16 protein-coding genes are annotated in these 14,692 nt (G+C 59.3%); 13 read left to right on the forward strand and 3 right to left on the reverse strand.

Annotated features, from left to right (window positions below; translation table 11 throughout):
• Positions 1 to 6 precede the first annotated feature (6 nt).
• From Q8L89_07800 to mutM, 11 genes are all read left to right on the forward strand, one after another.
• Positions 7 to 549 (forward strand): hypothetical protein, encoded by a 543-nt coding sequence (locus Q8L89_07800; protein ID MDP1708949.1) that lies wholly within the window; start codon positions 7 to 9, stop codon positions 547 to 549.
• Positions 546 to 1,403 carry an RNase adapter RapZ gene (gene rapZ, locus Q8L89_07805; GenBank protein MDP1708950.1) on the forward strand — a complete coding sequence of 286 codons (858 nt, stop codon included), beginning with the start codon at positions 546 to 548 and terminating at the stop codon, positions 1,401 to 1,403. Before Q8L89_07800 ends, rapZ begins: the two co-directional genes overlap by 4 nt.
• On the forward strand, positions 1,400 to 1,801 hold the full coding sequence (locus tag Q8L89_07810; GenBank protein MDP1708951.1) for a PTS fructose transporter subunit IIA: 402 nt from the start codon (positions 1,400 to 1,402) through the stop codon (positions 1,799 to 1,801). Before rapZ ends, Q8L89_07810 begins: the two co-directional genes overlap by 4 nt.
• A gap of 3 nt (positions 1,802 to 1,804) precedes the next feature.
• Entirely contained in the window at positions 1,805 to 2,074 is a 270-nt protein-coding gene (locus tag Q8L89_07815) for an HPr family phosphocarrier protein (protein MDP1708952.1), read from the forward strand.
• Between the two features lie 171 nt (positions 2,075 to 2,245).
• Positions 2,246 to 3,193, forward strand: a complete 948-nt coding sequence (gene corA, locus Q8L89_07820) for a magnesium/cobalt transporter CorA (protein ID MDP1708953.1) — start codon at positions 2,246 to 2,248, stop codon at positions 3,191 to 3,193.
• A 46-nt stretch (positions 3,194 to 3,239) separates the two neighbouring features.
• Positions 3,240 to 4,475, forward strand: coding sequence for an HDOD domain-containing protein (locus Q8L89_07825; protein MDP1708954.1), 1,236 nt, complete (start codon positions 3,240 to 3,242; stop codon positions 4,473 to 4,475).
• A 20-nt stretch (positions 4,476 to 4,495) separates the two neighbouring features.
• Complete coding sequence (locus Q8L89_07830) at positions 4,496 to 5,428, forward strand: ATP-binding cassette domain-containing protein (protein ID MDP1708955.1); 933 nt, start codon at positions 4,496 to 4,498, stop codon at positions 5,426 to 5,428.
• On the forward strand, positions 5,428 to 6,186 hold the full coding sequence (locus Q8L89_07835) for an ABC transporter permease subunit (GenBank protein MDP1708956.1): 759 nt from the start codon (positions 5,428 to 5,430) through the stop codon (positions 6,184 to 6,186). Before Q8L89_07830 ends, Q8L89_07835 begins: the two co-directional genes overlap by 1 nt.
• A gap of 9 nt (positions 6,187 to 6,195) precedes the next feature.
• Positions 6,196 to 7,581 (forward strand): GldG family protein, encoded by a 1,386-nt coding sequence (locus Q8L89_07840; GenBank protein ID MDP1708957.1) that lies wholly within the window; start codon positions 6,196 to 6,198, stop codon positions 7,579 to 7,581.
• A gap of 3 nt (positions 7,582 to 7,584) precedes the next feature.
• Positions 7,585 to 8,472, forward strand: coding sequence for a DUF4340 domain-containing protein (locus tag Q8L89_07845; protein ID MDP1708958.1), 888 nt, complete (start codon positions 7,585 to 7,587; stop codon positions 8,470 to 8,472).
• Between the two features lie 3 nt (positions 8,473 to 8,475).
• Positions 8,476 to 9,291, forward strand: coding sequence for a bifunctional DNA-formamidopyrimidine glycosylase/DNA-(apurinic or apyrimidinic site) lyase (mutM, locus tag Q8L89_07850; GenBank protein ID MDP1708959.1), 816 nt, complete (start codon positions 8,476 to 8,478; stop codon positions 9,289 to 9,291).
• Between the two features lie 132 nt (positions 9,292 to 9,423).
• Here mutM and Q8L89_07855 read toward each other — a convergent pair whose 3' ends face one another.
• The 3 genes from Q8L89_07855 to efp all read right to left on the reverse strand — a co-directional run bounded on the left by Q8L89_07855 (position 9,424) and on the right by efp (position 11,376).
• Positions 9,424 to 9,627, reverse strand: a complete 204-nt coding sequence (locus Q8L89_07855) for a cold-shock protein (GenBank protein ID MDP1708960.1) — start codon at positions 9,625 to 9,627, stop codon at positions 9,424 to 9,426.
• Between the two features lie 174 nt (positions 9,628 to 9,801).
• Positions 9,802 to 10,797: an EF-P lysine aminoacylase EpmA gene (epmA, locus tag Q8L89_07860; protein MDP1708961.1), complete on the reverse strand. Its 996-nt coding sequence runs from the start codon at positions 10,795 to 10,797 to the stop codon at positions 9,802 to 9,804.
• 9 nt (positions 10,798 to 10,806) lie between these two features.
• Positions 10,807 to 11,376, reverse strand: coding sequence for an elongation factor P (efp, locus tag Q8L89_07865; GenBank protein MDP1708962.1), 570 nt, complete (start codon positions 11,374 to 11,376; stop codon positions 10,807 to 10,809).
• A gap of 175 nt (positions 11,377 to 11,551) precedes the next feature.
• On the opposite strand from efp, the gene epmB reads away from it, so the two are divergent.
• Together epmB and Q8L89_07875 are read left to right on the forward strand one after the other, a co-directional pair.
• Entirely contained in the window at positions 11,552 to 12,559 is a 1,008-nt protein-coding gene (epmB, locus tag Q8L89_07870; GenBank protein MDP1708963.1) for an EF-P beta-lysylation protein EpmB, read from the forward strand.
• 41 nt (positions 12,560 to 12,600) lie between these two features.
• Entirely contained in the window at positions 12,601 to 14,688 is a 2,088-nt protein-coding gene (locus Q8L89_07875) for an EAL domain-containing protein (protein MDP1708964.1), read from the forward strand.
• Positions 14,689 to 14,692 lie beyond the last annotated feature (4 nt).

The following is a 14,692-nucleotide window of genomic DNA, read 5'->3' on the forward strand; positions in this document are numbered from 1 at the left end:
GGCACCATGCCCCTGTGTACATCCAGTGTGACGCTGCACGGTGTGTTCATGGATATCCTGGATACAGGCGTATTGTTGTGCGGCGCCAGCGGGACAGGCAAGGGCGAGCTGGCGCTGGAGTTGATCACGCGCGGACACCGTCTGGTGGCCGACGATGCGCCGGATTTCAGGGCCGGGGGTGCCGGGGTGGCAGGCACATGTCCGCCGCTGCTGCAGGACATGCTGGAGGTGCGTGGCCTGGGGGTGCTCAATATCCGCGCGCTGTTTGGTGAGCGTGCCGTTGTGCCGGCAGCAATGCTGGCGCTCGCGGTGCGGCTGCAGTGTGCAGCACCCGGCGCACAGCGCTCGCTGACGCCGGATTACCGCGATCGCCAGGTGCTGGGCCATACCCTGCCAGAGATCGTGCTGCCGCTCCTGCCGGGACGCAATGCCGCCCTGCTGGTTGAAACCCTGGTACGTGACTTCAGGCTACGCCGGGCGGGCTATGACGCCGCCGAGGATTTCGTCCGGCGCCAGTACACGTGCCTGAGACGCGTGGGGGAGGCATGAAGCTTGTCATCGTTACCGGGCTTTCGGGCTCCGGTAAAAGCACCGCCCTGCAGTCGCTCGAGGATCTGGGGTACTACTGCATCGACAACCTGCCGGTCAGCCTGCTGCCTGCCTTTGCCGCGCAACTGGCAAAAGAGATGCAGCACGGATACGAGAATGCTGCGGTCGGCATCGACGCCCGCACCCTCGCGGATGACCTGCAGCTGGTGCCGCAGCTGCTGGAAGAAATTTCGCACAGCGGTCTGCTGTGCGAAATGGTGTTTCTGGATGCCGGCGACAAGAGCCTGCTCAAGCGTTTTAGTGAAACACGACGCAAGCATCCCCTGTCGCGCTTAGGTATGCCGCTGGCCGAGGCCATAGCCTATGAACGCAGATTGCTGGCGCCCATGCTCACGCATGCAAGCATCAATCTCGATACCAGTGATACCAATGTGCATCAGTTGCGGGAGTTGATACGCAGCCGGATGGGCAAGGTGGGGCGCAGTGTCATGGCGGTGCTGTTCCTGTCTTTCGCCTACAAAAAGGGCATACCGGCGGATGCCGATTTCGTGTTTGACCTGCGTTGCCTGCCCAATCCGCACTGGCAACAGGCCTTGCGCCCGTTGAGCGGGCTGGATGTCCCGGTTGCGGCCTATCTGGACGAGCAACCTCGGGTCGGGCAAATGCGTGTCGAGCTGGCAACCTTCCTCGAACGCTGGGCACCTGCTTTCGAGGCGGAGAATCGCAGTTATATGACGGTAGCGCTGGGGTGTACCGGCGGCCAGCACCGTTCGGTGTATATGGCACAATGTCTTGCCGATCATTTCAGCAAAATGCGCGATAATGTGCAGGTGCGACATCGAGACCTCACATGACCATTGGCCTGCTGATCATCACCCACAACCACATTGGCGATGACCTGATCGCCACGGCCACGGCCATGCTGGGCCTGTGCCCATTGTCCACCGAAGCGCTTGCGGTCACGCAGAACGCCGATCCGGAGGGTACCTTGCGCAAGGCGAGGCAGTCTGTCGAGACGCTCGATCAGGGTAACGGCGTGCTGGTGTTGACCGATATCTATGGTTCCACGCCGAGCAATATCGCCTGCCAGCTGATAGAGGGCGATCGTGTGCAAGTGGTGTCTGGCGTCAATCTGCCAATGTTGATCCGCATTCTGAATTATCCGCAGCTCAGCCTGTCGGAGTTGACCGAAAAAGCACTCTCCGGCGGCAGGGATGGCGTGTTGTGCTGCAATCCGGTGTGCGGAGAATAGGCGTTGCAACGACGTGAGGTGGTGATCTGCAACAAGCTCGGGCTGCATGCCCGCGCGGCAGCAAAGTTCGTTACCCTTGCAGCGCAATTTACATGCGAAGTGCGGTTGGTGCGCGCCGGGCGCGAGGTCAACGGTAAAAGCATTATGGGTGTAATGATGCTGGCGGCGAGTCAAGGTACCCAGCTGTACCTTGTTGCCTCCGGCGAGGACGAGCTGCAGGCCCTGGAGCAGCTGGAGCGGCTCATCGGCGAGCGGTTCGGCGAGACTGATTGAAATAGGCGTCAGATTCCAACAAAAACGGTGTAACTGCCGCTAAAGTATTGTCTCACCTGCGCGGGCCGCTTACCATGACGCCAGTAAGCGGAGACACGGCATGATGCGCGGCATCTGTGTCAAGCAAGCCCGCAACAGACCGTATCCCGGAGCACTACCAGGGCAGGGCACATGATTACCACATTTGTACTGCATGAAGGGCGTCTGGAGCAACGGCAGGTAGGCGGCATGGACGAGCTGGATCGCCAGGCGCTGTGGGTGGACATTGTCCAGCCTACGGAGGCCGAACTTGCCTGGGTGCAACAGGTCTATAATCAGGCCTTGCCCACGCCGGATGAGGTCGCCGAGATTGAGGCCAGCGCACGCTTCTATCAGGACGAAGACGGCCTCCACATCCATTCCTATTTTCTGCACGACTTCGAAGATCGAGCGCGCAACATCACGGTGGCGTTTACCCTGAATCAGGGGCGGCTGTTCACGCTGCATGACGAAGATTTGCTGGCTTTCCGTGTCTACCGCATGCGTGCCCGCCGTCAGGCCGGGCTGGCGGATGATGCCATGACGATCATGCTCAATCTGTTCGAGACCAAGGTGGAGCGGCTGGCTGACGCGCTGGAGCGCCTGCAGGTGGATCTGGAAGTGTTGAGCCAGACGGTATTCAGCACTGCGGAGAAGGACATGGGTGAGGTGTTTACCCGCATTGCGGCGAGTGAAGACCTGAATGGCACCGCCCGCCTCAGCATGATGGACAAACAGCGCACGCTGTCATTTCTGTTGCGGCGCGGGGACTTCAGCGCCGTGCAGACACAGCAGCTGCGGGAAATTCTCAAGGATATCGAATCGCTCATCGCGCATTCTGCCTTTCTGTATGAAAAGGTAAACCTGTTGATGGATGCCGGCATGGGAATGATCAATATCGAGCAGAACAAGATCATCAAGATATTCTCGATTGCGGCGGTGGTGTTTCTGCCGCCGACACTGGTCGCCAGCATCTACGGCATGAACTTCAGGCTCATGCCGGAGCTGGACTGGGAGTGGGGATATCTCATGGCCATTGTGTTGATGGTTCTGTTTGGTGCTGCGCCCTACTGGTATTTCAAGCGCAAGGGCTGGTTGTAGCCAACGCTGTTGCTGTCCGTTTCAGTGCAAACAGGTAGCTGAATTTATGCCCAATGCCTTTATCGCCCGACAGCCGATCTATGACCGCGCGCTTGACGTGATTGGTTACGAGCTGTTGTTCCGCAGTGGAGAGACCAGCCACGCGAACTTTGCCGACGCCGACCAGGCAACGTCTCAGGTCATGCTCAATGCCTTCATGGAAATTGGCCTGGAAAATATCGTCGGTGAACACCTGGCCTTCTTCAACCTCACGCGTGCTTTTATTGTCGGCCACTACAGGTTGCCGTTCCCGCCTGGCCGGGGTTGCCTTGAGATACTGGAGAGTGTCGCGATGGATGATGCCGTGGTGGCGGCGGTACGCCACCTTTCGAGCCAGGGTTATACGATAGTGCTGGATGATTTTGTCTATCACGAGAAGTTGCGTCCGTTGGTGGAAATCGCAGACATTATAAAAATCGACGTACTGGCGCAAGGTCATGTCGAGGTGCAGCGCGATGTCAGTTTGTTGCGCAAGTACGGGGCCAAGCTGCTGGCGGAAAAGGTGGAAACCCAGGAGATGCTCGATTTTTGCCGTGAGCTGGGATTTGATTATTATCAGGGTTATTTCTTCTGCAAGCCCAAGGTTATTTCTGGCAGCCGCATGCCGACCAATCGAATCGCCGCTTTACAATTGCTTGCCGCGCTACAGAACCCGGATATCAGCGTGACCGAGCTGGAAACCCTGGTGGAGCGCGATGTCGCCATGAGCTACAAGTTGATGCGCTGCATCAACTCGGCATTTTACAGTCTGCCGCGCAAGGTAGAGTCGATCCGGCAGGCTATCATCATCCTGGGTAGCCAGTGGTTGAGAACCTGGGTGAGTCTCATGGTGCTTACCAATATTGACGATAAGCCGCGTGAGTTGCTGGTCACGGCGATGGTGCGTGCCAAGATGTGCGAGCTGCTGGCAACGGCGGCGGGGCAAAAAGGATCGGAGCGTTTCTTCGTTGCGGGGCTGTTTTCGGTGCTGGATGCCCTGATGGACAGGCCGCTGGAGGACCTGCTCAAGATGTTGCCGCTGGCAGATGAGGTGAGTAATGCGCTGCTGCATTATCAAGGGCCGATCGGCAAGACGCTGAAGTGCGTGCTTGCCTATGACCGCGGGCAGTGGGATGACGTGCATTGTCCGGTCATGGATACTGCCGGCGTCGCCCAGGCCTATCTCGATTCCGTCGCATGGGCGGAGCAGGTGGGGCAGGCGTTGCTGCTTGAGAATGATGCGCCGCCCGCCGCCCGCCGTTGACCAATGTGCGGATGATGCCTATGAGTGATACCGCCCTGATTCGTGTTGAACATGTGTGGCGCTACTACAGCACGCTCTGCGCTTTGCAGGATGTGAGCTTTGAGGTGCGGCGGGGTGAAGTGCTGGGCTTCCTCGGACCCAATGGTGCTGGCAAGTCGACCACCATGCAGATTATCAGTGGTAATCTGGCGCCAACACGCGGGCGGGTGTGGATCAATGGTATTGATATCCTGGACGAGCCCAGGCGTGCCAAGGCACATATTGGTTTTCTGCCCGAGTTGCCGCCGCTCTACCGTGAGCTGACGGTGGACGAATACCTGCAATATTGCGCGCGCCTGCACCACATTCCACGGCCACGCGAACGCGCCGCGCTCGATACCGCCAAACAGCGCTGCGGACTTGCCGCCGTAGGCCGGCGCCTTGTGGGCAATCTTTCCAAGGGCTATCGCCAGCGGGTGGGCATCGCACAGGCCATACTGCATATGCCAGCGGTGGTAATACTCGATGAGCCCACGGCCGGGCTTGATCCGAACCAGATACATGAGATGCGTCTGCTGATCCGCGAGCTGAGTGCTGAGCATAGCGTCATTCTTTCTACCCACATCCTGCCTGAGGTGCAGGCGGTGTGTGATCAGGTGCAGATTATCCATCGTGGTGAACTGGTGCTGAAGGACAGTATCGAAGGTCTTGAGCGCCGCATGCAGGGTGCCAGCCTGCGTATCGGTTTGCGTCATCCACCCACGCTGTCGGTGCTGGAGGCCATTGCCGGTGTGCAGGGCGCCGAGTTGCTCGAAGACGGCGCTGTGCGCCTGCACTGCAACGGGCGGGAGGTGGCCGAGGTGCTGGCAATGCAGGCGGCGGAGCAGGGCTGGGGGCTGTACGAGCTCAGCCCGGAGCGGTTGTCGCTGGAGCAGGTATTCATGGAACTTACACGCAGCGAGCAGGCGGCCTGATGGCAATAGTGACCATAGCCGCACGTGAATTCAAGAGCCTGTTTCTGTCGCCGCTGGCATGGACGATGCTGGCCGTGGTGCAGGTCATCATGGCCTACATGTTTCTGATCCAGCTGGACGCCTTCGTGCAGTTGCAGCCGCAACTCGCCGCGCGCGAGGGCGCCCCTGGACTGACCGACATCGTGATTGCACCGCTGTTTGGCAATGCCGCTGTTGTGTTGCTGCTGGTGGCACCCCTGCTCACCATGCGCCTGATCAGCGAAGAACGCCGCTCGCAAAGTCTGGCCTTGCTGTTCAGCGCACCCATTTCGATGACCGAAATCATTCTCGGTAAATATACCGGCATCGTCGCGTTTCTCTTTGTCATGCTGGCGCTGATTGTGCTGATGCCGCTGACGCTGTTGCTTGGCGGCAATGCCCTCGATATGGGGAAGCTTGCCGCCGGCGTGATGGGGCTGGCGCTCATGATTGCAAGCTTCGCCGCGCTGGGTCTGTTCATGTCAGCCTTGACCAGTTATCCAGGCGTGGCTGCCGTCAGCAGTTTTGGTGTGTTGCTGTTATTGTGGATTATCGACTGGGCCGGCGACAAGGGGACGCCGGCCAGCGGGTTGTTTGGCTACCTCTCGCTGGTACGGCATTACGAATCATTTCTCAAGGGTGTATTCAACAGCGCGGATGTACTCTACTACCTGCTGTTCATCGTCACCTTTCTGGTGCTGGCTATCAGGCGTCTCGACGCTGACCGGTTGCAGGACTGATTCGGCACCATGCAGGTCACACCCAAATCCCAGCTCCAGATCAGGCTGCAAAACATCATCTTTGTGGTGCTGTTCCTTGGTGCCATGGGTCTGCTCGCGTGGCTCAGTACGCGTTATGTCTATCAGGCGGACTGGACCGCAGGCGCGCGTAACACGCTGTCGGCGACCAGCCAGTCACTGCTCAAGGAACTGGACGAGGCGGTACACATCACGGCCTACGCGCGCGAGGATGCCGTACTGCGCAAGCGCATCAGCGAGCTGCTGGCACGCTATCAGCGCTACAAGCCGGATTTGCAGCTCAACTTCGTCAACCCCGATACCGCACCTGAACAAACACGCGCGCTGAATATCACTGTGGACGGCGAGCTGGTGATAGAAAGCAGCGGGCGCACTGAACACCTGCAAGAACTGTCAGAGCAGGCGCTGACCAATGCGCTGGTGCGGGTATCGCGCCCGGGAGGGCGCAGTCTGGTGTTTCTCTCCGGCCACGGCGAACGTGACCCGCACGGTGAAGCCAATCATGACCTCAGCCTGTGGACGCGGCAACTGGAGAGCAAAGGCATCAAGGTGCAAACGCTCAATCTCGGTATCAACCCGCAGATTCCTGACCAGACCACGGTGCTGGTGATTGCAGCACCGCAGACCGACATTCTGCCGGGCGAGGTGCAACTGCTGCAGGACTATGTCAGACGCGGGGGTAAGCTGCTGTGGTTGGCCGATCCGGGGCCGTTGCATGGTCTTACGCCGCTGGCCGAGCAGTTGGGCGTGGAGTTTGTCACCGGGATCATCGTCGACTCCACCGCGCAGCTGCTTGGCGTAAGCCAGCCCGGATTCGTGCTGGTGGCGGAGTACGGGACACATCCGATCATACGTGACTTCCGCAACCTCACCCTGTTCCCGCGCGCGCAGGGTATCGACTGGAGGGCAGACACTGCCGGGCAGTCCACGGACTGGCGTGGCGCTGCATTTCTGGTGACTGGTGAGAGCAGCTGGGCCGAAACCGGTCCGCTTAGCGGCGCCATAGCATTCTCGGCAGAGGCAGGCGACACGCGTGGCCCGCTCAGCCTCGGCTGGGCGCTGGTACGAGAGGTGAACGAGATGGATATGGCGGCACGAGAGCAGGCCGAACAACGCATCGTGGTCATCGGCGACGGCGACTTTCTCTCCAATACCTATCTGGGCAATGGCGGCAATCTTGATCTCGGCCTGCGGCTGATCAACTGGCTGGCAGAGGATGACAGTCTGATAACCATTCGCGCCACGACCGCGCCCGACACCACGTTGCACCTGTCACCCACGGCCTCGCTGCTGATTGGCATCGGCCTGTTATTTATAGTACCGCTGATACTGCTTGCCAGCGGGTTGTTGATCTGGCTGCGGCGGCGCAGGCGCTAAGCCATGACGCCCCGTAACAGGCTGAATCTGGTATTGCTCGGCGGCGTGCTGGTGCTGGTGCTGGTGGTTGTGTATCAACCCGGCCTGCAACAACCGCCGCCGCTGGCACAGTTGACACCGCTGGTACCGGCACAGATTATCCGGATCCGCATTGAACGCAGTGCGGACGATACCATCCTGCTCGAAAAAGAATCGCCAGGCTGGGTGTTGCAGGCCCCGGTGGCGATGCCCGCCAACAACTTTCGTGTTGAGGCGGTCTTACAGACGGCTCAGGCGCCGGTGCATGCGCGCATGCAGGCGGCAGAGGTATCTCTGGCCGAGTTCAAGCTGGATCAGCCGCGCGTGCGATTGTGGCTTGATGACACCGAGATCGCCTTTGGCGGCACTGAGCCGCTCAGCGGTCGCCGTTACGTGCAGACCGGCGACAGTGTGGTGCTTATTACCGATACCGGTTATTTCGATCTGGTGGGGGATTTTACAGCGTTTGCTGATACGGCACTGCTGGCGCCGGATGCCCGCCTGACCCAGATTGATCTGCCTGCCTTGCGCCTGGTGCGCTTGCGTGAAGGTAGCTGGATGCAGGCCCCCAATCGTGCCCAAATGCCGCCTGCGTCAAATACATCAATGGACATGATCAACGCCCTGCACGACGCCTGGCGTTTGACCCGTGCCACGCAGGTGAGACCTTATGTGGCAGCGGAGCATGCAGAAACTGCGGGTGACGATATCGTGTTTATTGGTGTGGAAGGTGACGCAGTGCCATTGCGCTTCGATATCCTGAGCCGTGCGCCGGAGTTGGTGCTGGGGCGTGCCGATCTCGGTATCCAGTATCGTCTCCCGGCTTCAGCCGCCGAGCGCTTGCTCAGCCTCAGTGCCCACAGCGCACGTTGAGCCATGCCCGAATTGCCGGAAGTCGAGACCACGCGGCGCGGTGTTGCGCGTTATTGTACAGGGAAAAGAGTTGCTCGCGTCGTGGTACGGGATGCCCGGCTGCGCTGGCCGGTGCCGCAGGCACTGGTGCGCCAGTTGCCGGGGCAGGTGATTGAGGCCGTCGAGCGGCGTGGAAAATACCTGCTGTTGCGCACTCAGGCCGGCACGCTGATCATGCACCTTGGCATGTCAGGCAGTCTGCACGTAGTGTCTGCGGCGACGTGTGCACAGAAACACGACCATCTCGACATCGTACTCGACGACCAAACCTGCCTGCGGCTGCGTGATCCACGCCGCTTCGGAGCGGCGTTGTGGGCAAGGGGCGATCCGCTGGCGCATCCCCTGCTGAGCAAGCTTGGTCCGGAGCCACTGGACGAGCACTTTCATGCAGCCTATCTGTATCAGCGTGCGCAGGGACGTCGCACGGCGGTCAAGCAGTTTATTATGAACAGCCAGGTGGTGGTGGGTGTGGGTAACATCTATGCCAACGAGGCCTTGTTTTGCGCGGGCATCCGGCCCGGGAGCGCCGTCGGCAGTCTCTCACGTGCGCGCTGTGAGCGTCTGGTGCAGGCGATCCGGCAGGTACTGCAGCAGGCACTGGTGCACGGCGGCACCACGCTGCGCGATTTTCGCAACAGCGATGGCGCGCCCGGCTATTTTCAGCAGCAGCTCAGCGTGTACGGACGTGCCGGACTGCCCTGCCCGGTCTGTGGGCGGCGCGTGCGGCTGCTCAGGCAGGGGCAGCGCGCCACCTACTATTGTGCGCGATGCCAGCGGTAGGCCGCGTTGGGCACAAACCGACACCTGCACCGGGTGGAGCATTGCAAGCGGGGAGGGTTGTTGGATAGGGGCATTCCGCAATGCCCCTATCCCGGTTACAGGGTTATTGTTTTTATTTTAAATGTTCAACGACTACTTGACGACGACCTTGGTGGCCTGCATCCCTTTGGGGCCACGGGTGGCTTCAAACTCTACCTGCTGGCCTTCGGCCAGCGACTTGAACCCTTCGCCTTGCACGGTGGAGTAGTGTACGAAGATATCATCACCCCCATCAGTGGGTGAGATGAATCCGAAGCCCTTGGAGTCGTTAAACCATTTCACAGTACCATTTTTCATGACTATCTTTACTCACAAATTGAGCGGAGAACCGCCGGATTAAATTCCCGCAACCGAAAATATGTCCAGGGCCGCAGGTACTTTTACACATCAAAAATAAGGTGTGTTGGGCCGGATGGTAAAGGATGTTGCTGTCAAACACAAGCAATGGCAGGGGCGCCGTTGGCGCGCTTTTCAGGCGCGCTCGAAGGGAAATGCAATGACTTCGTTGATGTGGGAATAGCCGCCTGCCAGCATCAATAGCCGGTCTATACCCAGTGCTACACCCGCGCAGGCTGGCAGGCCATGGGCAAGCGCTGAAAGCAGGTGCTCGTCTATCGGCACCGGTGGCAGGCCGCAAGACGTACGCTGATTATTCTCGTGCTCGAAGCGTCGACGCTGCTCCACGCTGTCACCAAGCTCATGAAAGCCATTGGCCAGTTCAATGCCATTGATATAAAGCTCAAACCGTTCTGCCAGCGCATGCGCCTGCCCCGGCCCCGCTGGGCGAACGCGCGCCAGTGCCGCCTGCGAGGCTGGATAGTCGTAGATGAAGTGCAGGCAGTCGGGCCGAAGCTGCGGGATGACGCTATGGGTGAGTAACAGGTCCAGCCAGGAATCCCGTTCATGGGGGCTATGCCCGGCCATGGCCACACCGTGGCCGAGCGCACACGCTTGCAGTTCGGCGACGCTCGCCGTATGCGGGTCGATGCCGGCGTGGTGCTGGAACAGTGAGCCGTAGGGGGTGCGCTCACTGTCAGTTAATTGCAGCATAGGCAGGTAGGCAATGAGTGCGGCGACCTCATCCATCAGTGCATGGTGATCGTAGTCGGGACGATACCATTCCAGCAAGGTAAATTCCGGGTTGTGCCAGCGACCGTATTCGCCATCACGGAATGCCTTGCTGATCTGGTAGATCGCTCCGCTACCGGCTGCGAGCAGACGCTTCATGGCAAACTCAGGCGAAGTGTGCAGGTACAGGGGTGTTCCCTGGGGTGCCAGGGGCCCGGTGTAGCGGGTTACCAGGCTGTGCAGCTGCGGGGCGGTGCTGGCGGCATGCGCAAGCACCGGGGTATCGATTTCGAGCACACCGCGTGCCGCGAAAAAGTCACGTATCGCAGTGACAAGCTGCGCCCGCAGGCGCAGGGCCTCAAAGGTGGCGGCGGGTTGCCAGTGTGGAGGCGAATTCAACCGAACCGGTCATTCCTTGACGCGTGATACATACTCGCCAGTACGGGTGTCCACCTTGAGCAGTTCGCCAATTTCGATGAATAATGGCACTCGTACCACAGCGCCCGTTTCGAGCGTAGCCGGTTTACCGCCGCCGCCCGAGGTGTCACCGCGCAGGCCGGGATCCGTATCGGTGACCCGGAGTACGACAAAGTTGGGCGGGGTCACCAGCAAGGGCTGGCCATTCCAGAGCGTAACGGTACAGGTATCCTCCTCTTTGAGCCATTTTTTTGCATCACTGACTGCGTTACTATCTGCGATGTGCTGCTCGAAACTGTCCGGGATCATGAAGTGCCAAAACTGGCCATCACTATACAGATACTGCATTTCAGTATCGACGATGTCTGCGCCCGGCAGCGTGTCACCTGATTTGAAGGTGCGTTCTATCACGCGCCCGGTCTTGAGATTGCGTATCTTGACGCGGTTGAAGGCCTGTCCCTTGCCAGGCTTTACGAACTCATTCTCGACGATGGCGCAGGGATCATTGTCCAGCATCACCTTGAGACCGCTTTTGAATTCATTGGTACTGAAGGTAGCCATCGTGTTGTATGCCTCTGCATAATCCCAAGTGTGAAAATAGTACTGACAAGTTTATCAGGAAGTCTACACTATCCGGTATATCTCCCGCCGTTACGGTCGGTGAGGCTGGGGAGTGTGATGCCGTATGCCGGAATCAGGGTGCAGCAGCCCCCAGGCTGCAAACCGTGCGGCTGACATGAGTGCACAGGCCAAGACACGGCTGCCGCCAGCATGCTGGCAGCGCGAACTGGCGCAGGCCGTGAGTGATCCGTTGCAGTTGGCGCAGATGCTGGAACTGCCAGCCAGCCTGGCATTGGATGGACTGCTGGGGGCTGGCAGCTTCTCGCTGCGCGTGCCGCGCGGTTATGTGGCGCGCATGCGCAAGGGTGATGCGCACGATCCGCTGCTGCGCCAGGTGCTGCCTGCAGCGGCGGAGGCGATAGAAACAGCAGGGTTCCGCTACGACGCCGTGGGTGACCTCGGTGCCATGCCGGTGCCCGGGCTGCTGCACAAATACCGGGGCCGGGTGCTGCTGGTGACGACCGGGGCCTGCGCCATCCATTGCCGCTATTGTTTCCGTCGTCACTTCCCCTATGCAGATGCCAACCCGGCGCAGGAGCAATGGATCCCGGCGCTCGACTATATCGCGGCCGATACCAGCCTGCGCGAAGTGATACTGAGCGGTGGCGACCCGCTGAGCCTCAGCGACACGCGTCTGGCAAGCTTGTCCAGGGCGTTGCAGCCTATCGCACATCTTGAGTATTTGCGTCTGCATACCCGCCTGCCGATTGTGTTGCCTGAGCGGGTAGATGATGCCTTGCTGGAGTGGCTGAGTGAGAGTCGGCTCAGGCCGGTGATGGTGGTGCATGCCAACCATGCGAATGAGATCGATGATGCGGTGCGGCATGCACTCAGGCGCCTGACAGCGGCAGGCGTGACGTTGTTCAACCAGTCGGTGCTGCTTGCCGGGGTGAACGATTCGGCAGAGGCGCTGGAGGACCTGAGTCAGTCCCTGTTCGGTGCCGGTGTAACGCCGTATTACCTGCACCTCATGGACAGAGTGCAGGGTGCGGCGCATTTCGAGGTGAGTGAGGCGCGGGCGCATGACCTGATGCACCGGCTGCGCACACGTCTGCCCGGCTACCTCGTGCCGCGCCTGGTGCGAGAGCAGTCAGGTGCCCCTTTCAAGCTGGTGCTGGCATAAGCCGCATGTAATACTGTTTCATCAATAGAGTATTACCCAAGATGAAAAAAGAAAACACAGTTCGCCTGCTCGTCGTTGAGAGCTCCTCTGATCAAACCGAGATGACAGCCAACCTGCTGCGTCGTGCCGGCCATGGCGCGCAGGTGACACGGGTGGAAAAGCTGGAGGATATTCGGGCAGAGCTGGCACAACAGACATTTGATCTGATCATCAGCCTTCCCGGGCCGGCAAAACTGGACGTGCAGCAGGTGCTTACGCTGGTGCACGAAGAGGGCCTGGACATCCCGCTGATAGTGGTTACCCGGGGGGGCGAAGATCAGGAGGCAGGGCTTGAGGCATTGCGTAATGGTGCGCGCGACCTGGTACAGCAGGATCAGCCTGAGCGGTTGCAGCTCGCCATGCTGCGTGAGCTTGCCGATCTCAAACTACGCCGCAATCATCGCGTGTGTGAGGCATCACTGCGGGAGGCGGAAAAACGTAATTGTCAGTTGCTGGACAGTTCGCGCGATGCGATCGCCTATGTGCATGACGGCATGCATATTTACGCCAATGCCGTCTACCTGTCACTGTTCGGCTATGTCAGCGCCAAAGAGCTGAAAGGTGTGCCGGTGATGGATATGGTGGCAGCAGCGGATCATGCACGTCTCAAGGATTTTCTGCGCAATTACAGCAAGCATGGCCCGTCTGGCGAGCTGGAGTTGCTGGGGCGGCATAGCGGTGGCATGGAGTTCAAGCTCAAGATGGAGTTCAGCGCCATCAAGGTGGAGGGTGAGACATGCACGCAAATCACCATACGGGATCTGTCGCAGAACCAGGAGTTACAGGAGAAGATCAAGCAACTGAGCAGACAGGATTTGCTGACCGGACTCTATAATCACCGCTATTTCATGGAGGAACTGGAGCGTGCGGTTGCCCAGGCAAAGAACGGTGAGACGGGTACGATGCTCTATATAGGCATCGATAGCCTGCCGAACATCAAGGAAAGCCTTGGAATCTCGGCCAGCAATATGGCGTTGGGAGATATCGCCAGGCTGATACACGGGAAGCTCGGCAACGCCGGACTGGCTGCACGCCTCAGTGATGAGGTGTTTGCCATCCTGCTGCCAAAAGTGGACATCGCGCGGGCGCAGAAATTGGCAGAAACCCTGCGCAAGGCTGTTGAGGCTACCGTGTTTGAGGCTGACGCCCAGCCGGTTTCTCTCGCATGTACTGTTTGTGCCTGCGCCCTCAGTGATGACATCACCAGCAGTCGCGAACTGTTGCTTGGTATTTCACGCGCCTGTGTGACATATCAGAACGCTGGCGACAATCGGGTACATGTATACAACCCGGTGGCGGAGGCACGCGTCATACGCGAGAAGATACGCCATTGGACGGTACAGTTACAGGCGGCAATCGACAGTAACCGCTTTCGCCTCCTGTATCAGCCTATTATCAGTCTGCGCGGTGGCACTGATGAAAACTACCAGGTATTGTTGCGCCTGCTCGATGAGCAGGGCAACGAAATGCGGCCCGAGCAGTTCATGCCGGACGCAGAACAGGTAGGATTAATGGGTGCGATAGATCGCTGGGTGATAGAGCGTGCGGTCAAGTTACTCGCCGCACGGCGGCAGGCAGGGCACAAGACCAGCTTCTTCATCAAGCTGTTTGTGGACACGATGGCAGACAAGGCATTGCTGCCCTGGATCAGTCAGACCATCGAGGCCGCAGGCCTTCCCGGTGCGGGGCTGGTATTTGAGGTGCGCGAGACTTCTGCGGCTAATAATCTCAGGGAGGCAAAGGAGTTCGTCAATGGCCTGCAACAATTGCAGTGCCGCTTCGCGACTAACCACTCGCCTTCAGGCAACGGAGGCGCCAGTTTTGGTTACCTTAAACATCTGCCGGTGAATTATATCAAGCTCAACGGTGCGCTCATGCAGGGCTTGCTGGTCAAGCCTGATAATCAGGCGACAGTAAGGATGGTCAATGAAGCCGCCCACGGCGCGAAGATTCTCACGGTGGCCGAGTGCGTGGAGGATGCTGCAACACTGGCGCTGTTGTGGCAATACGGGGTTGATTATGTGCAGGGCTACTATTTCCAGCAGCCCAGCGAGACCTTGACCTACGATTTTGCGGCCGATCAGAACTGAGCAG

This window comes from Gammaproteobacteria bacterium, from assembly GCA_030680605.1.
GTDB lineage: Bacteria > Pseudomonadota > Gammaproteobacteria > SURF-13 > SURF-13 > JAQBXX01.